Here is a 23822-nt window from a genome sequence, read left to right as displayed (position 1 = left end):
ACACCGCCATCGCGGACAAATCATGCTGCGCAAAACAGCTTTACTGGGACCGCCCCAATACCGAAGCCCGGGGCCTAAGTCTTTGTCTGCTACAGGAGTCTAAGCTGGCACCTGACAAAATCACTCAAATGACCGCCTCGAGCCCAAACCGGAAGCAGTCCAATTAAAATGTCCGCAAATGCAGCAACTTGATTGATCAAAACGCTGTCTGCGATGAAAAAACAACAGCGGCCGTGTGTTCATAGAGCAGGGAGTTTTTAGAAGCTTACGACCGAACTGCTCACGAAACTGTCCATCGCGCAGTGTCGCGTCGGACCTACACATCACTCCATGTATTGCATCCTCAGGTTTCGGGCATATTGATGAGCAAGTAATCTGAATTCAGAGCTTTTTTCCTGCTGCGCAAAAGATTCGCGCTGCGACGACAAGTTTGCAAACCAAAACACTTGTCTTAAGATTGACATATTCTAAGATATCGATGGGAGGAACGCTATTCAGCATGCGACAGGACTATGTCTGACGCAGCAGTGTAGGCTGTACTCCTTAAAATACACCCGCTCGTACAAGATCAAACAGTCGAGGGATAATTTAAGTACTTTTAGGGAGGAAACATGACCGAACACTATAACCGCAGAAACTTCCTGCGCGGCTCTGCTGTTGCAGGCGCGGCAGCACTGGCGACACCCGCAATTGCGCAAGGCAGCGGCGAAACATTGAAGATGCAAGCGGCCTGGGGCGGCGGTATTTTTCTGGAAAATGCGCAGTCCTTTGCTGCTCGGGTCAACGAAATGTCCGGCGGTTCGCTCACGATCGAAGTGTTGTCGGTCGACGCAGTTGTAAAAACCAGCCAGATGCAAGACGCTGTGCATCGCGGCGTTCTCGATGCAGCTCACTACGTTCCGGCGTATTGGTACGGCAAGTCAAAAGCAGCATCCCTATTTGGCACTGGCCCGTGCTTTGGCTGGTCGAGCCAGGAAGTGCTTGGGTGGGTCTATGCTGGCGGTGGTCAGGAACTCTTCGACGAGTTAATGGACAACCTGCGGCTTAATGTTGTGTCCTTCTTCAACTCGCCGATGCCTGCGCAGCCGATGGGCTGGTTCAAGGAACACATTACCGATGCGTCGCAGATGCAAGGTCTGAAATACCGCACGGTTGGTTTGGCTGCAGATGTTCTTCTCGAGATGGGCATGTCGGTCGTTCAGCTGCCCGGCGGTGAAATACAACCGGCGATGAAGTCCGGACTTATCGATGCGGCAGAATTCAACAACCCGACATCGGACCGCGACTTCGGAATGCAAGACGTGTCGAAACACTACCACCTCGCGTCGTTCCACCAGAGCCAGGAGTTCTTTGAAGTCACGATCAACAAAGACCGCTTCAATGCCCTTAGCGATGAACACAAAGCGATTATCAAAAACGCTTCCATGGCCGAAAACTCCGGCTTCTACTGGGGCAACACCAAGCGTTACTCTGACGACCTTGTGAAACTGCAAGAAGCAGACGGAGTGAATGTCTATCGGACGCCAGACTCGGTAATGGCGGCTCAACTCGAAGCTTGGGATGTGGTTACGGCGCGGATCGCAGAAGAAGATCCATTCTTTGCCAAGGTGATGGAGTCACAGAAGGCTTACGCCAAAGATGTGATGAACTACCTCAACCTGAATCAGCCAGATTACAAACTGGCATATAACCACTACTTTGGTTGATCGCGGCTGAATGAAAAGGGGACTGAGCGCCATCTCGGTGCTCAACCTCCCTTTGAAATCAGAGGCACCTCTGGCGAGAGAGGCTGGGGCGACGAGGGAAACAAACACGATGAAATTCGTACACGCTATAGAAGGTCTGAGCCTTTGGGTTGGGCGGGCCTTCGGTTGGTGCATTCTGATATTGACGCTGTCGGTATCCTACGAGGTGTTCGTGCGTTACGTGCTCAACGCCCCAACAGTGTGGGCGTTTGACATGATGGTCCAGATGTACGGTGCGCTGTTTTTGATGTGCGGGGCATACGCTTTGGCGCAGGACACGCATGTGAGGGCTGACGTTATTTATCGCTTGCTGCCCGTCAAGGTTCAAGCAGGGATGGATTTTCTCCTGTATTTCTTGTTTTTCTTTCCGGGCGTTCTTGCCCTGGTCTGGTTTGGTTACGAGATCGCCGCAGACAGCTGGCGCTATAAGGAAGTTAGCTTCAACAGCCCCGCCAGCATTCAGATCTACTTCTTCAAATCGTTGATCCCGGTGGCTGGCGCCTTGCTGCTCATCCAGGGCGCCGCAGAACTGGTGCGTTGCGTCATGACGATGCGTACCGGCATTTGGCCAGAGCGATTGGCCGATGTCAAAGAAACAGAAGATTTGCTGTCGGAGGCCGATCTCAATGAGATCGCCGCCATTCACAGCGACGAAAATCAGTCCCGCTGACGCACTAGGAAAGATCAAGAGATGACGAACCCCGAAGTCGCCCTTCTGATGCTGGGCCTGTTTATTGTGCTTGTGCTGCTGGGCTTCCCGATTGCTTTCACGTTGCTCGCCATGGGCGTCGCGTTTGGCTATTACGCATATTTCCGCGGCCCAATCGATGGCATCAGTGATATATTCAACAACAACATCTTCTATCTGCTGAACCAGAACACCTATTCAGTGATGGAGAACCCGACACTGGTAGCCATCCCGCTTTTTTTGTTCATGGGCTATGTCGTCGAGAGAGCAAACATCGTCGACAAGCTGTTTTTCTCGCTCTACCAGGCTGCTCGAAATCTGCCCGGCAGCCTTGCGATCGCCGCGCTGATCACCTGTGCGGTTTTCTCGACGGCATCGGGCATTGTTGGTGCGGTCGTGACCCTGATGGGTCTTCTCGCATTTCCCGCGATGGCAAATGCAAACTACAACAAGAGCTTCGCGTCCGGCGTTATCTGTGCGGGAGGCACCTTGGGTATCCTGATCCCGCCATCAATCATGTTGATCGTCTATTCCGCGATCGCGGATCTCTCTCCTTTGCGGCTCTACGCAGCTGCGGTTTTCCCGGGCTTGTTACTGGCGGGGCTCTACATCGTTTACGTGATCGTGCGAGTCTACTTGAACCCTGCGCTCGCGCCGCGGCCTAAGATGGAAGACGTGCCGCCGCCGCGGGAGATTTACTGGAACCTGCTTGTGAGTTTCGTGCCGCTCACGGTGCTTATCATGCTGGTCCTTGGCTCCATCCTTGGCGGTCTTGCGACACCGGCTGAGGCTGCTGCCATGGGTGCGCTTGGTGGCATGGTGCTGGCGGTGCTTTACCGATCCATGACATGGAAAAAGCTGAAGGAAAGCGTTTTCCTCACCGCCAAGGCAACGGCCATGGTCTGCTGGCTCTTCGTCGGATCATGGACCTTCGCATCCGTCTTCTCGTATCTCGGCGGCCATGACATCATCGCCGACTGGGTTGGCGGCATGGCTCTCGAGCCGTGGCAGTTCCTCATACTGGCGCAGCTTATTATCTTTCTGCTGGGCTGGCCCTTGGAATGGTCCGAAATCCTTATCATCTTCGTACCCATCTTCCTGCCCCTACTCGATGTTTTCGGAGTGAACCCTTACTTTTTCGCGATGCTCGTGGCGCTGAACCTGCAAACCTCATTCCTCACGCCGCCAATGGCGATGTCGGCGTATTACCTGAAAGGAGTGTTGAAAAAACAGATCGAGCTGATGCAGATCTTCCGCGGCATCATGCCGTACCTCGGGATTGTCATTCTGACGATGGTGCTGATGTATCAGTTCCCAGGCATCGCGCTGTGGTTCCCTGATTATCTTTTCGGACCCTACATCCCATGAAGATCAAGCCTCATGATCTCAGCGCGGTGCAGGCGGCGGGTTTTATCGCTTCGGGTCAGTTGAAGTCCGTTCAACTGGTGCAATCCTGTCTCGACAGAATCGCCGAGACGGACGGAGCTATCAAGGCCTGGGCCTACCTCGATCCGGAACGCGCCTTGGAGCAAGCGGCGGCACTGGACCGCAGGCGTCAGGCGGGCCTACCGACAGGTCCGCTGCATGGATTGCCTGTGGGCCTGAAAGACATAATCGACACGCGGGACATGCCCACTCAGCGCGGAACGCCAATCTTCGAGGGCCGCCAGCCAGCAGAGGACGCCCGTATTGTGGAGATGCTGCGCGAAGCCGGTGCGGTCATCATGGGCAAGACGGTCACGACCGAGCTCGCCTTCGTTCATGCCAACGAGACGCGCAACCCGCATAACGCGGATCGAACGCCCGGTGGGTCCTCCAGTGGCTCGGCCGCTGCGGTAGCTGCCGGTCATGTGCCGCTTGCAATCGGAACACAGACAAACGGATCGGTGATCCGTCCGGCCTCTTTCTGCGGGACATTCGGCTTCAAACCAACGCGCGGCACGATCCCTCGCACAGGTGTACTTCAGACGTCCAAATCGCTCGACCAGATAGGCACATTTGCTCGCACGCTGGAAGATGTCGCCCTGCTGGCAGACGCCATCAGCGGCTATGATCAACGTGACCCTCAGAGTTACCCGCATGCACGGCCCTCGACGGTTGAAGGCGCGCGTCAGGAGGTACCCGTCGATCCGGAGTTCGCATGGTTCAACCTGCCGTTCAATGACCGTCTTTCAGAGGCTGCTGCGGAAGGTTTGGAAAGCGTGATCGAAGTGCTCGGATCCCGCGTGACCCGGATGGACCCGGCCGATCAGCTGGGCGAGCTGGTGGCGGTTCAGGCCCGCATCCATGAATATGAAATCGCCCGCCATCAGGCCGAGGTGTTCGACGCGCATTGGGACCAGATCAGCAATACGCTGAAACCGATCATCGAAAGGGCGCGCAAGATCGGGGAGGCCGAGTATCAGGACGCGCTGGCCGTGAAAGCGTCAGCCGAGAGCTTCTTTGCAGAGTTCTTTCAGGATTATGACGCCATCCTCGCGCCCTCCGCTGCCGGAGAAGCAGTGTCATTCGGCTCAAACACGGGCGATCCAATCTTTTGCACTCTGTGGACGCTGGTAGGGTTACCGTGTGTTACGCTGCCGCTTTTGGTGGGTGAAACAGGATTGCCCATCGGCGTGCAACTGATCGGTCCTGCACACAAGGATGACCGACTTTTGCGAACAGCGCGTTGGTGCCAGAACCATATCGCGGCAGAGGCCGCGTAACGGAAGGGATACCTCATGTCTTACATCACGAAACTCATCGTCGGCTTTATCGGCACAGCCCTGCTTGTGATCTTCGTGGGCGAGCTCTCGCACAGCATCTCTACAGGTTTTGCAGGATTCTGGGGCGGTTTCCCGTTCATGGTGATCGTGATCGTGGTTTGCGCACTAGCGATCTATGATTACTGGGATGAGTGCATCCGAAAGAGGGACTAACGATGCCCAAACCCCGCCTTTGGATCACCCGCCGTCTATCCGATGCCACGATCGAACGGGCGATGCGGGACTATGACACCGATGTAAACTATGAAGATACGCCCGGCACGGCGGAGGACCTTATCGCCGCCAGCGCGGAATACGACGCCATCATTCCCTGTCATTCAGAGCACTTCAGCGCGGATGTGGTGCGGCGCTTCGCACCGCGGCTTCAGATCGTCGCGAACCACTCTGTCGGCGTGGATCACTGTGACCTGCCCGCGCTGGCTGCGCGCGGTATTGCAGTGACCAACACGCCGGACGTGCTGTCCGACGCAACGGCGGAGCTTGCAATGCTGCTGATGCTTGGTGCTGCGCGCCATGCGGTTGCCGGTGACAGGATCGTGCGGACCGGAGCCTGGGATTTCTGGTCTCCTTCCTTCATGGTCGGCAAGCAAGTCACCGGGTCCAGGCTGGGCATCGTCGGCATGGGGCGCGTGGGCCGGGCTTTTGCAGCCAAGGCCAAAGGGTTCGACATGGAAATCCATTACTTCAACCGTTCCGAATTGCCGCCTGATCAGGCCTTTGGCGCAACCTACCACGACAGTATCGAGTCCCTTCTCAAAGTCGCGGATTTCCTTTCGCTACATTGCCCTGCCACGCCCCAAACGACCAACCTGATGAATCGGAAGCGGTTCGACCTCTTGCCAAAGGGGGCCGTCCTCGTGAACGCCGCACGTGGCGCGCTGGTGGATGAGAACGCTTTGCTCGACGCGCTCGCAAAAGGGCAGATAAGCGCTGCGGGCCTCGATTGCTTTCAGGTCGAACCGGGTGGCAACCCTGCCTTTGCGGACCACGAAAATATCTTCATGCTGCCGCATATTGGCAGCGCCACGACCCGCACACGGGATGCGATGGGATTTCGGGCGCTCGACAACCTCGATGCCTTTTTCGCCGGACAAACGCCGCGCGACCTCCTCTGACTTTGAAGGACAATATCAATGACAAAAGTAGCATTCCTAGGCCTCGGCGTGATGGGTTATCCGATGGCCGGCCATCTCAAGTCTGCCGGACACGATGTGACCGTTTTCAACCGTACGATGGCCAAGGCGGAAAAATGGGTGTCGGAACATGGCGGACGTGCGGCTAAAACGCCAGCCGAAGCCGCAGACGGTGCCGAAATGGTCATGGCCTGCGTTGGCAATGACGACGATCTGCGTGCCGTTTGTCTTGGCGACACGGGCGCATTTTCAAGCATGTCAAGCGGCGCGTTGTTCGTGGACCACACGACCGTATCAGCAAAAGTCACCTCAGAGCTTTACGCAGAGGCGAAATCGAAAGGTGTCGCTTTCGTCGATGCGCCCGTGTCGGGCGGACAGGCCGGTGCGGAAAACGGGCAACTGTCGATCATGTGTGGCGGGGACGAACCGGACTACGCGCGTGCCGAACCCGTGATGGCAAGCTATGCCAAGCTGTGCCGTCGTCTCGGCGAAAGCGGCGCGGGGCAATTGACGAAGATGGCGAACCAGATCGCGATTGCCGGTCTCGTCCAGGGCCTCTCGGAAGCGCTGCATTTTTCCAGCAAAGCGGGGCTCGACGGGCGCGCGGTGGTCGAGGTCATTAGCCAGGGTGCCGCGGGCAGCTGGCAGATGAGCAACCGGTACGAGACGATGCTCGACGACCACTTTGAACATGGGTTCGCTGTCGACTGGATGCGGAAAGACCTCGGGATCTGCCTGAACACTGCGAATGAAAACGGGGCGAGTCTTCCCGTTACCGCGCTTGTGGATCAATTCTACAAGGACGTTCAGAAGATGGGCGGCGGACGCTGGGACACCTCCAGCCTTTTCAAACGTTTGCAACAGCTCTGAAACGCATATCGCGGGTCTGCAATCGGCCACTTGAGGAAGCGGTATGAAATCCATTTTGATCACAGGAGCAAGCTCCGGTATCGGTGCAGCGACAGCAGAAGTGTTTCTTGACGCTGGTAAGCGGGACCGCGTTTGCTAGCGCGCCGCGCCGCACTGCTAGAGAATCTGGCGGCGCGATATACAAACGCGGTCCCGTTGCCCGCAGACGGGACTGATGCCGCAGGTATGCCCGAGGCTTTCGACCAATTCGGACACTTGGGCGTGCTGTTGAACAACGCTGGCCTCTTCGGGCCTTCGGCACCAATCGGAGTGGTGCCACTTGAAGTTGGGCTTCAGGTGGTTTCGGTAAACGTGAGCGGCCTGTTAATAACCGCTCGGCTTGCGTTTGCCCACATGCGGAATCATACTCCACAAGGCGGGCGCATCATCAAAGACGGCTGGATATCGGCACATGCGTCACCGAAGAAGCCGCGCAGAGACAAACATGAACTGCATAAAACAGCTTGGCCAAGGTCTCACGGCATGCGACTTCGACCCGCAAGTCGCGGAGCTTCAGGTTCGGATCGCGGTGCTCAATCGCTCCACAGCTCTTGGCATGCCAGTCACAGAGCCCGTAGGATAAGTCCGTCCGGGGAAAGGGGAAGTCTGCCCTTCAACCGATTTGTGCAACAAAGCCACTACCAGACTGTGAACTGAGTTGTCCCCTCGCTAGCGATGGATATAATTCACACCATGACTCACTGCCGACGTTCTCTACAACGCGTGACTGCATCGGTTCACAGTCCGATGCAGACCTTTCTTCCGTTCGCTTCACGGGCTCAATTTGAGCGGGACCCTTAAAGCGACTCTGAAGGAAACGCGCGAAGCGGTCGTTGCGCTTTGCAGTACAAAAATATGGATGTCGACCAGATTACTTCCGCCACTCACGCCTTGCAAAAGGGGCAAGTCCATTCGGCCATCTTTCCGCTTGGTGGTTCACTCCATTCGACATCAAACAAACGTCACTATGCGGCAGGCTTCGGTTTGACGCTGCCAATACGGTTTACATCGGTGTGAGGAAAAAACTCCGCCCAGACATGCCAGAACAGGCCTGCCCGCAAAGTTTCAACTCGGGTGAGTTGTCCTTGATCGCTATTTCCCCGGAAATCACAGCGCTCAACTGGTTTACCACCGTCGTTGTACCAGACACCGAGGCTTTCAAAGTGTGGATCAATTTGCACAACAAGGTCGCGCCCGCCAACGCGCGTATTCAGCAACCAGTTTTGGTCAACCACGAAATCATCGGTCCAACAGGCGGCATCTGACCCGATGGTCACGCCCCAAACGAGTGCCTTGTTGGGCAAGCGTGTGTCAGGCGGGCGCTCCATGTTGTCCATGACAGGATCAGCCTCTTGATGCTGCCTGGCGATACCCCATCCAAAAATCATCTCCAGCGCCATGTCGAGCAGTCTCAGAACCGGGTTCCTCGACGGTTTGTTCAGAAAGACCTCACCGTTCGGATAGGCTTTCTTGAAGCCACGGAATGTCATACGGAAGGTTGGCCATGGCTTCATCTGCGCTTCTGGGCGCAATGGACAGGCGGGTCCGTCCGACGCGGTGTCCCGGTCTGCTTCGCGGAACCCATAAATGTGTTGAATAGGTTCCCCTGTGTCGTTGTCGCGCAGGATCAGGTTGTTGCCATGCTGAGCAAGAACTTCAAGATTCAACCGTCTTCCTTCGATTGAGGGGGCGTATCCCTGACCAAGATTGGCCATTGCGCAATAGGTCATGACCACGTCTTCGCCCCCAAGCCCCTTGGAGTCGCCAGCCAAATGGGGCCGCATGATCTGAGCGTCAGGATGCGCACGGGCATGATCGCCGTTTACCATTACGATCACGGGTGCATTGGGGCCGACATACTGCTCCGCCTCAGCAATGCTGTAATACTGCGCGGTGTTCAGCTGGTTTCTCAACCCCAAATGGACCCAGACATAGGGAAAGCCATAGAGAACCAACGCCAAGGCAACGCCCAACCACCATATCGCACGCACGCCGCCTCCAAACGCAAAGTGGGCGATTGTAGCAATTGCAAAAGCCGCCAGACCAATCCCAATCAGCCGAAATTCGTTGCGAATAAAGCGGATCATGTTTTCGCGCTTTACCTTCAACAGCATCTGAGACACGTCGCCGAGGTCTCGAAAGTAGACGAAGCCGATTCCCAAAGAGATGGCGAGGCCGGTATAGAAGATCGGGGTAGCAAGCATGGAGGTGTCTCTCGAATGCGGGGAGCCGAGGTGAGGTCAGGACGCAGCTAGCGTTCGATTGCAGCTTGTTTGGTCAAAAAGGCTTTGACAGCGGCAACGGTTTCCGGGCGCAGGTTTTCGACGCCTTCATACGGCACGCCACGCGCTGGCTCGGTGTCAGGATAAAGCTCTTTTCGGGCAAGATGCCGGCCAAGGATGCGTTGGAACTCCTGGCCACCCCATGCGCCAACTTCGGTCGAAACCGGATACTTTTCATGCGTATCCCTATATATGTCAAAGAAATCTGCCAGAATTGCACTTTCTCCAGCACCCGGAAGGTTCAGTTTTAGTTGGTCCTTCACGATCGCCTTCGGGGACGCCACTGAATAGATGATTACGTGATCACGACGCGTTTTCGATTCATCGGCGAACAAGATTGATGCGGATTGGTCCACCCCATCCACCAGCCTGTCCCTTGGAATGAACGCGTCGGCGCCAGCCATGCGCGATAGGGTCGTATACAGATCCGACACATGGATGATGTTGTTCACGATCGAGTCTGCCTCGATCATTCCGGGCCAGCGAATGAAGGCATCCACACGTACCCCACCTTCTGTCGTATCGCCCTTGCCGCCGCGGAAAATCATCGGGGTGAAACCTGACTGCGGGGAATATTTCGTGAAGTGCCCGTTGTCGCCCATAAGGACCACTATGGTGTTTTCGGCGACGCTCAGCGTTTCCATCTCGTCAAAAAGCACACCAAGATATTCGTCCAGCAGTTGCAGCTTGTCGGCGTAGAGGCCGCCGTTCGCGCTCTCGGGGCCATCGCGCCCGGCGCGCGTGTTGTCCAACGGGATCATCGGCCAGTACTGCAGAAAGAAGGGTGCGTCGCCGCCGGCCAGCCGTTGCAGCTCGGACAGCGCCTTAAGCTGGAACTGTTCGTTCATCTCATCGTATTTTTCGGCGTCCCAGCGCTCGCCGGGCTGCATACGAATTTCGCGAATTGGACCGCCGGCCTCTCCTTCGATGACGGTGGCCATGGCGGCAGGGTCGGGGCGGAACCAATTGTCCACGATATAGTCTTCCTCAAAATCCTGTATGCCGACCGAGACCTGCTCGCGGATTGCATCATCGTTGAAGATGGTGAGTTGCCCCTGCTGATGCACGGCATGTTGCGCATAGTCGAAACCTTGGTTCATCGCCCAGCTTTCTGCGATATCGCCCATGTGCCATTTGCCGACATGGCTGGTGACATAGCCGGCCTGTTTCAGAACCTCTGCGAGGGTGACCTCGGCTCCGGGAAGGCCAAAGCCTGCAATGTCGACCGTGGTGTCCCCCATACCCATGCGAACGGGCAGGCGCCCCGTCATCTGGGCCACGCGCGTCGGCGTGCAGGACGGTTCGGTGTACATTCGAACCATGCGCATGGCTTCGTCCGAGAACGCATTGATGTTGGGGGTTTCAATCCCGCGCACGGCATTCAGTTCGGGAATACCCATGTCCCCAAAACCCAGATCGTCGATCAGGATGGACACGATATTGGGGGGGTTGCCAGCATTCCCCTCACGAAACTCGGAAAGCAACGCATCCACAGCAGCATCATCTTCGACCCACTGCTCGCCATTTTGTGCTTCCAGTATGTAATACTGTGCGTCGTGGATAATTGGGATGTCCTGCGCAAATAGCGGGAAAGAAAGCAGGATTGAGACGAGGGTAGTCATACAAGGAAGTCTTGTGAACATAGAAGGTTCCCCGCTGCAGGATAGTTGTGATTGCGACAAGTCTAGCCATTTCGGCACCCAAATCAAATTAAGGGGCGGTGGCATAAAGGTCGGGCACCTGGTTTCAACGTAACCTACCGGCGTGATCGCTAAGCTGTTTCGAAAAGGGCATCGGTGAGCAAATGTTCTGAAAGGGCGCCCGGCGCACCAATCGCTACAAGCCTTGTCTCGGGTTTTCGATCACCCCAGGCTCCGTCCCGCGAGATGTCCATGCGTTTTCCGACGACCTGCACAAGAATGCGATGATCCGGGTCCTCCTCGCTGAAAACAAAGCCTTTGAGGCGATAGACGTCTCCTGGAAGCTTTCGAATTGCGCTTCTGAGCGACGACAGGCTGATAGGTTGCTCTGCCTTCATCATGGTCGTCGAAAAGCCGTCTGAATGATCAGCGTGGCGGCACCTGCAGTCGGGCCCATGTTCATGATGATCCGGCAATTCTGTTTGGAGTTGTTCGGCGGCAAACCGTCCGACTGACAGCAATATGTCCAGCGGGACATCTGCATTGACGGCTTCGACCAGGCGATATCGGCGGAAACGCGAGCCGAGCCAATCGTGCACTCTCTGAACCGTATCCCGGTTTACGAGGTCTACTTTGTTCAAGATGACCATGTCAGAAAACGCGATTTGCCTGAGCTTCAATTCCATCTGTTCTGGCGCGGCAAACAGCTGTTCCGCATCGACAAGGCACATGAGGCTGTCCAGGCGGATCATGTCCCGAAACTTCTGATCCGTGAAAGTCATCGCGATTGAGGACGGGTCCGACACGCCGCTGGCTTCAAGGACGATGTATTCCGGTTTTTCCGGCCGAGCGAGAACCGCTTCAACCGTTTCGATCAGGTCATCCCGGATCGAACAGCACACACACCCATTCGCCAGGCTCATCACATCGTCTTCCAGGCCAACCACAAGGTCAGCATCCACATTGATCGAGCCGAAATCGTTGACCAGAACCGCAACCCGCAGACCATGATTGCCGGTCAGGATGCGGTTCAGAAGGGTTGTCTTCCCCGCCCCGAGAAAGCCGGTCAGAATCGTGACGGGAATTGCCGAAGTCGAACCAAATTCAATCATCGTATTATCGCCCTTTAGTCGTCATCGCGTGTCCCGATTACATCGGATACCTTAATTGTGAAATTTTGCGGCCATTCTCCCCCGGGCGCCCGGAATACGTCGGTTGGGTAGTATTCACGCGGATCAATCTCCATATCCCGGTATTTCTGGTCTTGTTGATCTGCGCGAGTGAGGCGCGGATTCGGTAGAGTGACTTCATCTGGAAGTTCGATTCGCCCAGCCTCGGCGGCGGCGGCGAGTTCGCGAAATGGCGGAACGGTCCCGGATTTTCCAGGTAGCGCCGCCTTTCTGTACCAGATCGCGTCTTTTGTTACATTGACGACGGCCACATCTAGGCCCCATTGAAAAAGACCGTCATAGTGGGCGCGAATACCTGCCAGCATTTCAGCGTCGATGTCCTCGTCCTGGGTGTAGTGTGTCACCATTCCCAGCCGTGGACGTGTGTCAGCAAAGAGCTTTCCGACTGCATAGTGGGAGGTATGATGCGTATCGATCGTGTAGTTAAACAGCTCCTGAGGGATTCCGTATTTGTAGGTCATCAACTGGCCGATATCCTGCCCCGACATTTCGGTGACGAAAACATCAACACCTTCACCATATTTCCGCGAAAGTTCGTCCGGTCGACCATCGCCGGTCCAAACAAAGCTCAGGCCATTCCAATCAAGGCGATACCCGACGGCGCCGTCCTTGGCATGACTGCGTGGCCAGGAGCGCACGGTGACGCCGTCTTCGTCATAGACGATGCCGCCTTCCTGGCGGAAATCGAATTCGTTGACCTCGATTTCATAGCCGTCTCCGATCGGGAATACATCGAAGGCCTCCAAATGCCACTTCAGCATTTGTTTCATGCCTTCCACCATGCCCGCCGTTCCAAGCTCGGGGGTCCGGCCGGAAGGGCCGTGGATCCGCAGCGGCGTGTACCCGCCGGACCAAGCTCTGAACGGGTAGATATAGGGGATGTCGGCGTAGTGATCGACATGCAAGTGGGAAATAAATATGTCGTTTATCAGCTGTCCCGGTACCTGCATTGCAATGATGTTGCGCACACAACCCGACCCGAAATCGAAGAAAAACCGTTTTCCGTTTCCCAACTCAACCATGATGCAAGTACCCGCTTGATCTTCCCGCGGCGGATATGGTGTTGAGCCGCAAAAGGATATGCGCATTTCGTCGGGCCCCAATTCCTCGGAAAGCGGGAAATAGTTTGCGTTCGACCCGGTCATGTATTTCGTCGGCCGGAAGTATTCCGGCAGAGTGATGCCACCGGCAGGCCGGCCGCCATACGGGTTCTTCAGGCTTTCACCCAGAGGGCCGTCCCCCTCATGCGCCTGCGCTGCGCCGGAGCCGTAGCTGACAGCCCCCGTTGCCACCGCGCCTGCCGCCAGCCCCTGCATGACATGCCGGCGCGAAGGGTTTTCGATTTCATCCGCTGGCTGGTTTTGCTCGTTTTCGTGATCGTTGCTTTGGTTTTTATCGGTCATTGCGATATCCTTAGTCGGATGCGTTTCGAAGATTGCGCTTCGCCAGACGACGAAGCTCGTTCACAAGTTCAGATTTGATGTGGGCCCATTCCTCGCGCTCGGACGCGGTAATCGACGTATCTTTGAGCTTTGCGCAGACTTTGCTGAAGTCCTCGATGGCCTCGCTTAGTAACGCATGCGGTTCAATCTGGCCGGAAAGCGCATTCAAAAGCTCGGGTAGCTCGTCTTTCAGGTCGTTCACCACTGGATAAAGCCCGGTTCCCACTATTTATTCGCAGATAAGGATACGTGCTGTTGACCGGGGCAGCCAAGTGAGTCACCGTGAGTTGGGGGTGAGTTTGCTGTGAACCAAGCCAATGATTTGTTGATAAATCAAGATGTTGAGCAGCCATCACCGGAACTGGTCCGACAGGCACTGCGGGGCGTGGTTTCCAGCGTCGAGTTCCGAACTTCGCCCCGCCTCCAGCAGTTTCTCATCTATGTCGTCGAGGAAACTCTCGCCGGTCGCGGTGCCCAGATCCGCGGCAAGGCCATCGCGGTCGAAGTGTACGGGCGCAGCATTGATGGCAGCGGTGGACGGAATCTGGTTCGTGTAGAAGCCAGGCGACTTCGCCGCCTGTTGCGTGAGTTTTACGAAGAACACTGGGACGGCAAAGGTGTTCGGATTTTCGTCGATCCCGGCGGATACAAGCCGCGGTTTTCATACGAACCATCAGGGGAAGACCCAAATTCAGACCCGCGAACCCGCAGCCAGACACGTGAAGGCAGGCACCTGCGTCAACTGCTGTTGATTGGGCTGGCCGTTTTAGCGGTGATCGCTGTGCTTGGTACATGGTTGATAACCGGCAACAGGGAGGTCCAGGAATCTTCCAACAGCACCCAGCAGGCTAAACGAGCGGCTCTTGGTCAGCATTCACTTGCAAGATTGCAGGCAGCTAACCTGGCGGACCAGGCCCGGGGCATGTTCTTCCCTGTATTTGATGTCAAACGCCAGCAAATCGCCCTGGGAATGTTCCAGCATGCCACGGAGCTCGACCCGGCGCTGCCGGATGGCTATGCCGGATCAGCTCAGGTTTTGGCCACTCTGGCTCTGTTGTCCCGAGATGAAGAAAATCGGGACGATCTCTTGCGTCAAGCACTCGAGATGTCTGGAATGGCGCTTGATTTGTCCCCATCGGGTGCATGGGCAAACGCCTCGAATGGTTGGCGGTTGGCGGTGTCAAATGAACCAGATGAGGCCTTAAAATACGCGAGACTGTCAGCTGAACTTGCGCCGAAAGATGGCCATGTTCTGGATCTGGTCGGGATCACAGCTCTCATTGCAAACATGCCCGCTCTGGCAGCGGAGGTCAGTAACCCAGCAAGGTCCAGAGCCGGATCTGGCCGATTTGGTGCAAGGAACATTTGGGGGGTATCACAACTCATGCTCGGGAACTACGAGAACGTTGTCGAAGCGTTTCAAGGCGCGCCGGCAGCTGGTGCGCCTGTAAGCGCGCCTTCTCTCATTTTCCAAGCAGCAGCACATGATCAGCTGGGCAATTTCAACGAGGCACAAAGACTTATCAGCGAACTGCAAAAGACGTGGCCCGAGTTTCCATCCGAGTTTCTTGTGGAAAGAATCTTTCCTAGCGACCAAAAGACACGAGAAACGGTACTTGGTGCCTTGAGTAGATACTGACGAGACTTGCCGCAACAATTGCTTGAATGAAGCGTTCAAGTTTCACAGGGGGATGCCTTGCTCAGATTGCAGCAGCTACGCTGAACTCAATAGCCTCTTCAGAATGACCGCTTAGCGGCATCGCCATCCGATTATGCAGTATGGTCTTGGATCGTTGGCGCGATGGCACTCCTTCTGCTCACGCGGGTGCTGTCAGACGGATTCGAACCAGTCTGAGTTTGCCGCTGATGGCGTGAACCTGCGCGGAACAAAGTTGACACCACTCGGTAAGAGCGGCGCTTCGGTTCAGCTTAAAGTTTTGACGTGAGTAGAGGTGGCGTTCCTGGTTGAAATGATTGTGCGCAGAGGAAGGAACGGAGGCGAATTGCTGCAGACTTCGCACGCGCCGGACGCGGTGCATCGCACGCTCTCGTCGTCGGAATGGCAGGTTTGAGTTCTCCGCACGGTTGTTCTTCCATCAGCCGGCTTCCTGTCGATCCACGGCACTGATTTCCTTCAACGCGGCCCCGTAGGATCGCAATTTGTCCGTTACAAAAACATGCGGACGACCATGGCGCTTCATTGATTTTTTGCGAAATTTCAATGCCGCCTTTTTGTCCCGCGTCTTCGTCACGAAGCTCTCCAGCACTTCGCCCTCGTGATCGACGGCCCGCCACAGGTAGTGCCGCTCGTCATTAATCTTCACGAACATCTCGTCGAGATGCCATCTCCATCGACTGGGTCGCATGCCTTCGATCCGACGTTTCCGTATCTCCGGGGCAAACATTGGGCCGAAACGGCGCCACCAAAACCAAATGGTTTCATGGCTGATTTCGAAACCGCGTTCCTGCATCAGATCCTCAACGTTGCGGAGCGACAAAGGAAATCGGACGTACAACATTACCGCTAGGCGAATGATTTTCGGGCTGCTTTGAAAGCCCGTAAAAGGGTTGGATTTGGTCATGTTCAAACGCCACGAGGCCGCCCGGGCGATCCAACCCATGTCGAAATATTGCTTGAATCGCTGTGGCGTCGTGTTTTCCACGTGCCGCTTCAAAACGCGAAAACAGCCTGAAGATTGTTGAGTGCCGAATTAATTTACGGCATGCTTAATTCATGGGCTTTTTGAAAACTATATCCCTGAGCCTCGTAGCTGTGGTTGTTGTCACACCATCTGCGCGCGCCGATGCCGGACTCGTCGCGGAAACGGCGACATGCGCGGGGCGCCTGTCCGCTGAGGTGCAGCACAAGTGGCTCATGCAGGCGGATGACGCGATTGACACACAACGGGCGCTCGAAGCTATGCTCTTGCGCCTAGAAGCGCTGACGGACGCACAAGACACGGCAGCTCTATCGCTGCGGATCAAGGCGAAACATGCCCATGCCATGTTGTTGCAGCGGGCAAGCTTTTCGCACGATGTCGCGCAGGCCAGCCGCGCAGCGAGTCATGCGCGACACCTCATCACACAGTGTGAACGGCTTGTTCAAGGCTACCTGCAAGCGACCTCGTCCTGATGCGCGACACGCCCTTATCGGGGCGCAACCGCCCGCAAATTACGTTGCGCAGGAAACATTAAACGGACGTCGCACAATAAAACGGCAGCGCCCTCTTGGGTGATCAAAATTCGGGCGAACTTTCCAAAGTCTGCCGTCGAAAACTCTCAAAGTTATTTCGCACCCGCAGAAAGACTGCATCACTTCTGAAGTGCCATCTTATCTGGTTGGCGAGAAAAATGCAGTGGTGCTGGCCTTCACTCCAAAACACCACCGCACGACGCAACGTGAATTGCGCAGAAACCAAAATGGGTGCCGGGGCTGCTCTTGGCAAGGTGTAATGCGCGACATCTACGAAGGATTAAGAAATGTCGACAAGGTTCCTGACTACGACAGCCGCTGCCGCGCTGTTTGCCACCACCCTGCCCGCGATGGCAGAGGTGAGCTGCCCGATCAAGGTGGGCGTGCTGCACTCCCTCTCCGGAACGATGGCGATTTCCGAAACCACGCTCAAGGACACCATGGAAATGCTGGTCGAGCAGCAGAACGAAAAAGGCGGTGTCATGGGCTGTGAGCTGGAGGCCGTGGTGGTCGACCCGGCGTCGGACTGGCCGCTCTTCGCCGAAAAGGCGCGTGAACTTCTGACCGTGCACGAGGTCGACGTGATCTTCGGTAACTGGACCAGCGTGAGCCGCAAATCGGTGCTGCCGGTGATCGAGGAACTCAACGGCCTGCTGTTCTACCCGGTCCAGTACGAGGGCGAGGAAAGCTCAAAGAATGTGTTTTACACTGGTGCCGCTCCGAACCAGCAGGCTATCCCGGCGACGGACTACTTTCTCGAGGAACTGGGCGTTGAGAAATTCGCGCTTCTGGGCACCGACTATGTCTATCCGCGCACCACGAACAACATTCTCGAAAGCTATCTCAAGGACAAGGGCGTCGCTGAAGACGACATATTCGTGAACTACACGCCCTTCGGCCATTCCGACTGGTCCAAGATCGTCTCGGATGTCGTGGCACTTGGCGCGGACGGCAAGAAGGTCGGCGTGATTTCCACAATAAACGGCGACGCAAACGTAGGCTTTTACAAGGAGCTCGCCGCTGCGGGTATCTCGGCCGACGACATTCCCGTCGTAGCCTTCTCGGTTGGCGAAGAAGAGCTGTCGGGCCTCGACACCACAAACCTTGTCGGCCACTTGGCAGCATGGAACTACTTCCAGTCCGCCGATACCGAGGCGAACGAGGCCTGGGTCGCAGCATGGAAAGCACGCATGGGCGAAGACCGTGTAACCAATGACCCGATGGAGGCACACTACATCGGCTTCAACATGTGGGTGAACGCCGTGGAACAAGCGGAATCGACAGACGTAGATGCGGTCCGCGTGGCCATGTACGGGCAGGAATTCCCGAACCTCACCGGTGGCACCGCCGTCATGCTACCCAACCATCACCTCGCGAAGCCCGTTCTGATCGGTGAAATCCAGGAAGACGGTCAGTTCGACATCATCAGCCAGACCGAGGAAGTGCCCGGAGATGCATGGACGGATTTCCTGCCAGAATCCGCAGTGCTGATCTCAGATTGGAAAGATCTCGAGTGCGGCATGTACAACACCGAGACGGAGACCTGCGTGCAAATCAAGTCCAACTACTGATCTGGACCTGACTGCAGAACCAAATCACCGGAGGGCGTTCGCGCGCCCTCCGGCCAGCAGGAAAAGTGGTATGCTCAATATTCTTCGCCTTTTGACGTTCGCGCTTGCAGTAGCTGCGCCGGCCTCCGCGCAGCAGGCCAATGCGCCGATCCAGAAGGTTCTTCAGGAACATGGGGATATCATCTCCAAGAGTTCCCGCCGCACGATCGGGCCGGCCATCGACGCGCTGGCCGACAGCGGCCTTCCGGCAGCTCGCGAGGTGTTGAATCGTTGGCAGGCCAAGCAGATGTGGCGGAACGAGGAAACTGGGCTATACGTGTTCGCCGAGGAGGTGGACAGCGACACGCTGCGCATCTTCGACGTGGCCGACGGGATGGAAATCGGAACGGCGCCCGACGACGACTACGATCAACTCAAACCTAATTCCGGCATTCGCGGCATGATCGGCGCCGCACTGGTGCGGTTCCAATTGACCGACCCTGATCCCGCCATGCGTCTGCAGGCGCTGGAGACCATCGCTCGTGACGCCGAGGCGGCACATCTGCAGACATTGCGCGGCGCGATCGAAACCGAGCAGGACAAGGCCATCGCGGCGGCGATGGTCCGGCTCGAGCGTCTTCTCACCATCCAGTTCGCCGAAGACGACGCCGACCGCATCAAGGCCATCGAGAGTTTCGCCGGTGATCTGGGCGTGGATGTGCGCGCCACGCTCAATCCGCTGGTGCGTACTCGGCTGGAGACGGCCGACGCGGTGCCCGAGACCAAGGACGTCGCCCGTGTGCTCAGCCCAGCCAGCGACGCCCTACCCCGCGAGGACGCCTATGACCTGCTGGTCTCGGCCGACCTCGCCAAGCCGCGCATAAGTCGCGAAGACAAGCGCGCCGCGCTGGTGGCCAACCTTGAAAACGGGGCGGTGGCCGGCGTGCAGGTTGCAACGTTGGATACCGAGGCCGCGCGCGACATGGCATATGCGGTGTTGGCCCAGCAGGGAAAGGTCGAGCCCGTCGCCACCGAGGCCGAGATCGATGCGACACTGGACAAGTTCGTTTTCTTCGAACGCTACATCGCGGCCCCGCCAGCCGTGGCTTTGGCCGCGGCAAGTGCCCTCAAGAGTATCGAGAACAAGGTAGCGGTGAACCAGGGTCTTGATCTAGGGCTTGATGCGCTGTCGCTGGCCTCGATCTACTTTCTCGCGGCGATCGGGCTGGCCATTACATTTGGCGTGATGCGCGTGATCAATATGGCGCATGGCGAATTCATAATGATGGGGGCCTACACGGGTTACGTCGTCCAGCAGATCGTGCAGGACTACACCCTGTCGATCATCATCGCGCTGCCGCTTGCGTTTGCCGTGACCTTCGGCGCAGGCGTCGCGATGGAGCGGTTGGTGATCCGTTGGCTTTATCATAGTCCGCTCGAGACTTTGCTGGCCACGTTCGGAATATCGATCGCTCTACAGCAGATAGCCAAAAACATCTTCGGCACGCAGGCGCGGCCGCTGACCTCTCCGGACTGGCTCGATGGGTCGCTCATCATCAACGACATCGTCTCGATCAGTTACATCCGCATCGCGATCTTCGTGCTTGCGCTACTTTTCCTTGGTATCATCCTGCTGGTGATGAACCGCACCCGGCTGGGGCTGGAGGTGAGGGCAGTGACGCAAAATCCGCGCATGGCGGCCTCAATGGGGATCAATCCCGACCGAATCAACATGCTGACCTTCGGGTTCGGATCGGGCATCGCGGGGATCGCAGGGGTAGCAATCGGTCTATATGCCAAGGTCACCTCCGAGATGGGGTCCGACTACATAGTGCAATCCTTCATGACCGTCGTGGTGGGTGGCGTGGGCAATATCTGGGGCACACTACTGGGCGCGACATTGGTCGGCACACTGCAAAAGGGGATTGAGTTCCTCAACCCATCCAACACGCTGGCGGCGCAGACCTACATGATTTTGTTTATCATCCTGTTCATCCAGTTCCGACCGCGGGGGATTATCGCCCTCAAGGGTCGCGCAGCGGAGGCCTAAAATGAGTGAGACAAGCCTCACCGGCAGCCACATTCGCACGCCGCTGGCCTTGCGCTTCCCGTCGGTTCTGATCTTCCTTGCCGTGCTGGGGCTGTTCACGCTCGGCGTGACGATCTTGTCCGAGGGCTTAGGGATCGGAGTCATTTCCACCAGTTTCGTCAAGACGCTGGGCAAGACGCTTTGCCTGTGCCTCGTGGCGCTGGCGATGGACCTTGTCTGGGGCTACTGCGGGATCCTGTCGCTGGGGCACATGGCGTTTTTCGGGCTTGGCGGTTACGCCATCGGTATGTGGCTGATGTACGAGCGCACCCGCCTGATTGTGGTCGACAGCCTCGTCGCCTCGGAGTTGCCGCCAACGGCACAGGAAATCTCGGACGGGATCGCTACGCAAATCTTTGGCGTAGTAGGCGCATCGGAGTTTCCGCCGGTCTGGGCCTTCGCCCATTCCCTGCCCATTCAACTTGCCTTCGTGGTGCTGATCCCCGGGCTTTTCGCACTTATCTTTGGTTGGCTGGCCTTCCGCAGTCGGGTGACGGGGGTGTACCTGTCGATCCTGACACAGGCGTTGACGCTTGCACTGTCACTGTACCTGTTCCAGAACGACAGCGGGCTTCGCGGCAATAACGGCCTATCGGGCCTGCAGAATCTGCCGAGCCTTGATGCCGTGCCGCAGGCCACGGTGTCGCTGTGGTTCTTCTGGGGGTCGGCCTTCGCACTTGGGGCGGGGTACCTGCTGTGCGCCTGGATCGTTTCGGGCAAGTTCGGCTCTGTCATACGGGCCATTCGCGATGACGAGGCGCGCGTACGCTTCCTCGGCTACCCGGTCGATGCGTTTAAGCTGTTCATTTTCACACTTACCGCCGTAATCGCTGGGATCGCGGGCGCGCTCTACTACCCGCAGGCGGGGATCATCAACCCGACCGAGATCGCGCCTATCGCCTCGATCTACCTTGCCGTCTGGGTGGCAATCGGTGGGCGCGGCCGGCTTTATGGCGCGGTGATCGGCGCGGCCTTCGTTTCGTTGCTGTCGACATGGTTCACCGGCGGGCAGGCCCCCGACATCAACATTGGCTTCTACACGATCCAATGGGTGAACTGGTGGACCGTGCTGCTTGGTCTGTCTTTCGTGGCCGTGACGCTGTTCGCGCCCAAGGGGCTGGGCGGGCTGGTAGACCTGATCGTGGACCGAACATCACCCAACCGCCACGGCGCGGACCTTGGACCCGACCCTGGCGCCCTGCGCGAAAAGGAGGCCGAGAAATGAGCACCCTTCTCGAAGTGTCGGGCGTTTCCGTTTCCTTTGATGGCTTCAAGGCGATCAACAACCTATCGTTCCAGATCGGCACACAGGAGTTGCGCGCGGTGATCGGCCCCAACGGCGCGGGCAAAACGACGTTCATGGACATCATCACCGGCAAGACCCGCCCCGACGAGGGCCGGATCAGTTACGGTGAAAAGGGGCTGTCACTGCTGTCCATGTCCGAAAGCCGCATCGCGCAGGCCGGCATCGGGCGCAAGTTTCAACGCCCCACGGTCTTCGAGGATCAGTCCGTGGCTGACAACCTGATGATGGCGCTGAGAAAGGCGCGCAGCCCGCTCAGCGTGCTGATGTTCCGCCCTACTGCGGCAGATCACGGCAGGATCGCCGAACTGGCCGGGGAAATCGGGCTGTCGCGCAAGCTGCACAGCAAATCAGGCGAGCTCAGCCACGGGCAGAAACAATGGCTGGAAATCGGGATGCTGCTGGCGCAGGAGCCGCGGCTTCTGCTGGTGGATGAACCGGCCGCCGGGATGACCCCCGCCGAGCGTGAGCACACAACCGATATCTTGCGCGAGGCCGCCCGCACCTGCGCGGTGGTCGTTGTCGAACATGACATGGAATTCGTTCGCAGGCTGGGTTGCAAGGTGACCGTGCTGCACGAAGGCTCGGTCCTAGCCGAGGGCTCGATCGACCATGTGACGCAGAACGAAAGGGTGATCGATGTCTATCTCGGGCGATGAGGTTCTGAAAACCAAAGGGCTGACCCTGCATTACGGGGGCAGCCAGATCCTGAACGGGATCGACATGACGGCACGGCGCGGGGAGGTGACCTGCGTGATGGGCACCAACGGCGTGGGCAAGACCAGTCTTTTGAAGGCGATTTCCGGTACGCACCCCGTGTCCGGCGGTCAAGTCACGCTGGAGGGCAAGCCCGTGTCGAGCGCAAGCGCGCACGCGTTGGCGCGGCACGGTGTGTCTTATGTTCCGCAGGGGCGCGATATCTTTCCGTTGCTGAGTGTGCGAGAGAATCTGGAGACAGGATTTGCCTGCCTGCCACGGGCTGAGCATCGCATTCCAAACGAGGTGTTCGACCTATTCCCGATCCTCAAGGATTTTCTCAACCGGCGCGGCGGCGACCTGTCAGGCGGGCAGCAACAGCAACTCGCCATCGCGCGGGCGATGATCACGCGGCCGCGGCTCTTGCTGCTGGATGAGCCGACAGAAGGCATCCAGCCCAACATCATCCAGCAGATAGGACGAGTGATCGAACACCTGCGCGCGCAGGCCCAGATGGCCATCGTTCTGGTGGAGCAGTATTTCAACTTTGCCTATGACCTCGGCGACGCATTTTACGTGCTGGAACGCGGTGCGGTGCGGATGAACGGAAGAAAGGGAACGATCGACCGTGCCGCGTTGCTGGCCGGCGTGTCGGTATGAGGTCAAGGACCGAGGCAACCCGTGGCGTCTCAGACCTGCTCAAGCACGAAAAGCGCATGTTCTCGCGGCCTTCCTCATCATTACCCGGATACCCGCCCAGAGAAGACAAGCCGTCCGGCCCCATTGCAATGAACCCGGCTTTGGCAAGACGCCGGACGACGTCGCGGATGTATGGATTGAGTCCGCAGTTTTCGTGAATCACCAAGATGGCTGCCGACGGACGGTCTGGATCGATTCCTAGTGGTCAGACGAGGTAAGACGAAATATCTCCGGTTCCATTTGGGCTGCTATAGGTGATTTCTTCAGCTTGAATTCCCGGATCATCTTCAGCGACTTGCTGTGCCAGAGCATAATTGGGAGCAAGTGAACCTAGGATTGCCGCCGCGGTTAATCCGCCTACCGCCCATTTGCCAGCACGTTCCAGGAACTCGCGTTTAGAAATCTTTCCGTACGCATAATAGTCATAGATATCCAGAAGCTCTTGATCGAAGTCTGCCGCTGTCAGACGGCGTGACAGGGTCTAATCATTCATTGCGT

At 57.2% G+C, this 23822-nt stretch carries 22 protein-coding genes and 3 pseudogenes; 16 read left to right on the top strand and 9 right to left on the bottom strand.

Features of this window, described 5'->3' with window-relative positions; genetic code table 11:
* Positions 1-611: 611 nt before the first annotated feature.
* The 9 genes and pseudogenes from AC2FIT_RS19125 to AC2FIT_RS19085 form a co-directional block, all read left to right on the top strand.
* Positions 612-1706: a TRAP transporter substrate-binding protein gene (locus AC2FIT_RS19125; RefSeq protein ID WP_496831579.1), complete on the top strand. Its 1095-nt coding sequence runs from the start codon at positions 612-614 to the stop codon at positions 1704-1706.
* Positions 1707-1815: 109 nt separating this feature from the next.
* Positions 1816-2415, top strand: coding sequence for a TRAP transporter small permease subunit (locus AC2FIT_RS19120; protein ID WP_496831584.1), 600 nt, complete (start codon positions 1816-1818; stop codon positions 2413-2415).
* A gap of 21 nt (positions 2416-2436) precedes the next feature.
* Positions 2437-3801: a TRAP transporter large permease gene (locus AC2FIT_RS19115; protein WP_224891668.1), complete on the top strand. Its 1365-nt coding sequence runs from the start codon at positions 2437-2439 to the stop codon at positions 3799-3801.
* Positions 3798-5138: an amidase gene (locus AC2FIT_RS19110; RefSeq protein WP_496831578.1), complete on the top strand. Its 1341-nt coding sequence runs from the start codon at positions 3798-3800 to the stop codon at positions 5136-5138. The genes AC2FIT_RS19115 and AC2FIT_RS19110 overlap by 4 nt, the downstream gene beginning before the upstream one ends.
* A gap of 15 nt (positions 5139-5153) precedes the next feature.
* Positions 5154-5351: an amino acid permease gene (locus tag AC2FIT_RS19105; RefSeq protein ID WP_068339470.1), complete on the top strand. Its 198-nt coding sequence runs from the start codon at positions 5154-5156 to the stop codon at positions 5349-5351.
* Positions 5352-5353: 2 nt separating this feature from the next.
* Positions 5354-6313: a 2-hydroxyacid dehydrogenase gene (locus AC2FIT_RS19100; protein WP_496831576.1), complete on the top strand. Its 960-nt coding sequence runs from the start codon at positions 5354-5356 to the stop codon at positions 6311-6313.
* Positions 6314-6331: 18 nt separating this feature from the next.
* A complete protein-coding gene (locus tag AC2FIT_RS19095; RefSeq protein ID WP_496831575.1) occupies positions 6332-7201 on the top strand; it encodes an NAD(P)-dependent oxidoreductase in 870 nt (289 codons plus the stop codon).
* Positions 7202-7333: 132 nt separating this feature from the next.
* Positions 7334-7573: pseudogene (locus tag AC2FIT_RS19090) on the top strand (short-chain dehydrogenase); the annotation flags it as partial.
* Between the two features lie 85 nt (positions 7574-7658).
* Positions 7659-7823: pseudogene (locus tag AC2FIT_RS19085) on the top strand (IS5/IS1182 family transposase); the annotation flags it as partial.
* A gap of 382 nt (positions 7824-8205) precedes the next feature.
* Here the strand turns inward: AC2FIT_RS19085 and AC2FIT_RS19080 are convergent.
* From AC2FIT_RS19080 to AC2FIT_RS19055, 6 genes are all read right to left on the bottom strand, one after another.
* On the bottom strand, positions 8206-9444 hold the full coding sequence (locus AC2FIT_RS19080) for a DUF3179 domain-containing (seleno)protein (RefSeq protein WP_496831574.1): 1239 nt from the start codon (positions 9442-9444) through the stop codon (positions 8206-8208).
* Between the two features lie 47 nt (positions 9445-9491).
* The gene (locus AC2FIT_RS19075) at positions 9492-11144 is read right to left on the bottom strand and encodes a sulfatase-like hydrolase/transferase (protein ID WP_496831573.1); all 1653 of its coding nucleotides are present in this window, start codon (positions 11142-11144) and stop codon (positions 9492-9494) included.
* Between the two features lie 149 nt (positions 11145-11293).
* Complete coding sequence (locus AC2FIT_RS19070) at positions 11294-12274, bottom strand: CobW family GTP-binding protein (protein WP_496831572.1); 981 nt, start codon at positions 12272-12274, stop codon at positions 11294-11296.
* Positions 12275-12288: 14 nt separating this feature from the next.
* Positions 12289-13755, bottom strand: a complete 1467-nt coding sequence (gntH, locus tag AC2FIT_RS19065) for a guanitoxin biosynthesis MBL fold metallo-hydrolase GntH (protein WP_496831571.1) — start codon at positions 13753-13755, stop codon at positions 12289-12291.
* A gap of 10 nt (positions 13756-13765) precedes the next feature.
* The gene (locus tag AC2FIT_RS19060) at positions 13766-14020 is read right to left on the bottom strand and encodes a hypothetical protein (protein ID WP_496831570.1); all 255 of its coding nucleotides are present in this window, start codon (positions 14018-14020) and stop codon (positions 13766-13768) included.
* A gap of 126 nt (positions 14021-14146) precedes the next feature.
* The gene (locus AC2FIT_RS19055) at positions 14147-14398 is read right to left on the bottom strand and encodes a hypothetical protein (protein ID WP_496831569.1); all 252 of its coding nucleotides are present in this window, start codon (positions 14396-14398) and stop codon (positions 14147-14149) included.
* Between the two features lie 144 nt (positions 14399-14542).
* On the opposite strand from AC2FIT_RS19055, the gene AC2FIT_RS19050 reads away from it, so the two are divergent.
* Positions 14543-15433 carry a tetratricopeptide repeat protein gene (locus AC2FIT_RS19050; protein ID WP_496831568.1) on the top strand — a complete coding sequence of 297 codons (891 nt, stop codon included), beginning with the start codon at positions 14543-14545 and terminating at the stop codon, positions 15431-15433.
* Between the two features lie 259 nt (positions 15434-15692).
* On the opposite strand, the pseudogene AC2FIT_RS19045 reads toward AC2FIT_RS19050, so the two are convergent.
* Positions 15693-16376 (bottom strand): annotated as a pseudogene (locus tag AC2FIT_RS19045) (IS6 family transposase); the annotation flags it as partial.
* A 152-nt stretch (positions 16377-16528) separates the two neighbouring features.
* Between AC2FIT_RS19045 and AC2FIT_RS19040 the strand changes: the two are divergent.
* From AC2FIT_RS19040 to urtE, 6 genes are all read left to right on the top strand, one after another.
* Entirely contained in the window at positions 16529-16927 is a 399-nt protein-coding gene (locus AC2FIT_RS19040) for a hypothetical protein (RefSeq protein WP_496831567.1), read from the top strand.
* 347 nt (positions 16928-17274) lie between these two features.
* A complete protein-coding gene (gene urtA / locus AC2FIT_RS19035; RefSeq protein WP_224891657.1) occupies positions 17275-18558 on the top strand; it encodes an urea ABC transporter substrate-binding protein in 1284 nt (427 codons plus the stop codon).
* 70 nt (positions 18559-18628) lie between these two features.
* Positions 18629-20587, top strand: a complete 1959-nt coding sequence (gene urtB / locus AC2FIT_RS19030) for an urea ABC transporter permease subunit UrtB (protein ID WP_496831566.1) — start codon at positions 18629-18631, stop codon at positions 20585-20587.
* Position 20588: 1 nt separating this feature from the next.
* Positions 20589-21851, top strand: a complete 1263-nt coding sequence (urtC, locus tag AC2FIT_RS19025; protein WP_496831565.1) for an urea ABC transporter permease subunit UrtC — start codon at positions 20589-20591, stop codon at positions 21849-21851.
* A complete protein-coding gene (urtD, locus tag AC2FIT_RS19020) occupies positions 21848-22588 on the top strand; it encodes an urea ABC transporter ATP-binding protein UrtD (protein WP_496831564.1) in 741 nt (246 codons plus the stop codon). The genes urtC and urtD overlap by 4 nt, the downstream gene beginning before the upstream one ends.
* Entirely contained in the window at positions 22569-23285 is a 717-nt protein-coding gene (urtE, locus tag AC2FIT_RS19015) for an urea ABC transporter ATP-binding subunit UrtE (protein ID WP_496831563.1), read from the top strand. Before urtD ends, urtE begins: the two co-directional genes overlap by 20 nt.
* Here urtE and AC2FIT_RS19010 read toward each other — a convergent pair.
* Positions 23167-23520, bottom strand: coding sequence for a dienelactone hydrolase family protein (locus AC2FIT_RS19010; protein ID WP_496831582.1), 354 nt, complete (start codon positions 23518-23520; stop codon positions 23167-23169). The genes urtE and AC2FIT_RS19010 overlap by 119 nt on opposite strands.
* A gap of 9 nt (positions 23521-23529) precedes the next feature.
* Positions 23530-23790 carry a hypothetical protein gene (locus AC2FIT_RS19005; RefSeq protein WP_496831581.1) on the bottom strand — a complete coding sequence of 87 codons (261 nt, stop codon included), beginning with the start codon at positions 23788-23790 and terminating at the stop codon, positions 23530-23532.
* Between the last annotated feature and the right edge of the window lie 32 nt (positions 23791-23822).

The sequence above is a fragment of the Ruegeria sp. YTSA135 genome, assembly GCF_059610165.1.
This window is presented reverse-complemented; position numbering and strand designations above follow the sequence as displayed.

Coding starts and splice junctions, on each gene's coding strand:
- AC2FIT_RS19070 (WP_496831572.1), bottom strand. CDS start 12,274: ATGATTGAATTTGGTTCGACTTCGGCAATTCCCGTCACGATTCTGACC.
- AC2FIT_RS19120 (WP_496831584.1), top strand. CDS start 1,816: ATGAAATTCGTACACGCTATAGAAGGTCTGAGCCTTTGGGTTGGGCGG.
- gntH (WP_496831571.1), bottom strand. CDS start 13,755: ATGACCGATAAAAACCAAAGCAACGATCACGAAAACGAGCAAAACCAG.
- urtA (WP_224891657.1), top strand. CDS start 17,275: ATGTCGACAAGGTTCCTGACTACGACAGCCGCTGCCGCGCTGTTTGCC.
- AC2FIT_RS19110 (WP_496831578.1), top strand. CDS start 3,798: ATGAAGATCAAGCCTCATGATCTCAGCGCGGTGCAGGCGGCGGGTTTT.
- AC2FIT_RS19125 (WP_496831579.1), top strand. CDS start 612: ATGACCGAACACTATAACCGCAGAAACTTCCTGCGCGGCTCTGCTGTT.
- urtB (WP_496831566.1), top strand. CDS start 18,629: ATGCTCAATATTCTTCGCCTTTTGACGTTCGCGCTTGCAGTAGCTGCG.
- AC2FIT_RS19100 (WP_496831576.1), top strand. CDS start 5,354: ATGCCCAAACCCCGCCTTTGGATCACCCGCCGTCTATCCGATGCCACG.
- AC2FIT_RS19075 (WP_496831573.1), bottom strand. CDS start 11,144: ATGACTACCCTCGTCTCAATCCTGCTTTCTTTCCCGCTATTTGCGCAG.
- urtE (WP_496831563.1), top strand. CDS start 22,569: ATGTCTATCTCGGGCGATGAGGTTCTGAAAACCAAAGGGCTGACCCTG.
- AC2FIT_RS19115 (WP_224891668.1), top strand. CDS start 2,437: ATGACGAACCCCGAAGTCGCCCTTCTGATGCTGGGCCTGTTTATTGTG.
- AC2FIT_RS19095 (WP_496831575.1), top strand. CDS start 6,332: ATGACAAAAGTAGCATTCCTAGGCCTCGGCGTGATGGGTTATCCGATG.
- AC2FIT_RS19080 (WP_496831574.1), bottom strand. CDS start 9,444: ATGCTTGCTACCCCGATCTTCTATACCGGCCTCGCCATCTCTTTGGGA.
- AC2FIT_RS19105 (WP_068339470.1), top strand. CDS start 5,154: ATGTCTTACATCACGAAACTCATCGTCGGCTTTATCGGCACAGCCCTG.
- urtC (WP_496831565.1), top strand. CDS start 20,589: ATGAGTGAGACAAGCCTCACCGGCAGCCACATTCGCACGCCGCTGGCC.
- AC2FIT_RS19040 (WP_496831567.1), top strand. CDS start 16,529: ATGGGCTTTTTGAAAACTATATCCCTGAGCCTCGTAGCTGTGGTTGTT.
- urtD (WP_496831564.1), top strand. CDS start 21,848: ATGAGCACCCTTCTCGAAGTGTCGGGCGTTTCCGTTTCCTTTGATGGC.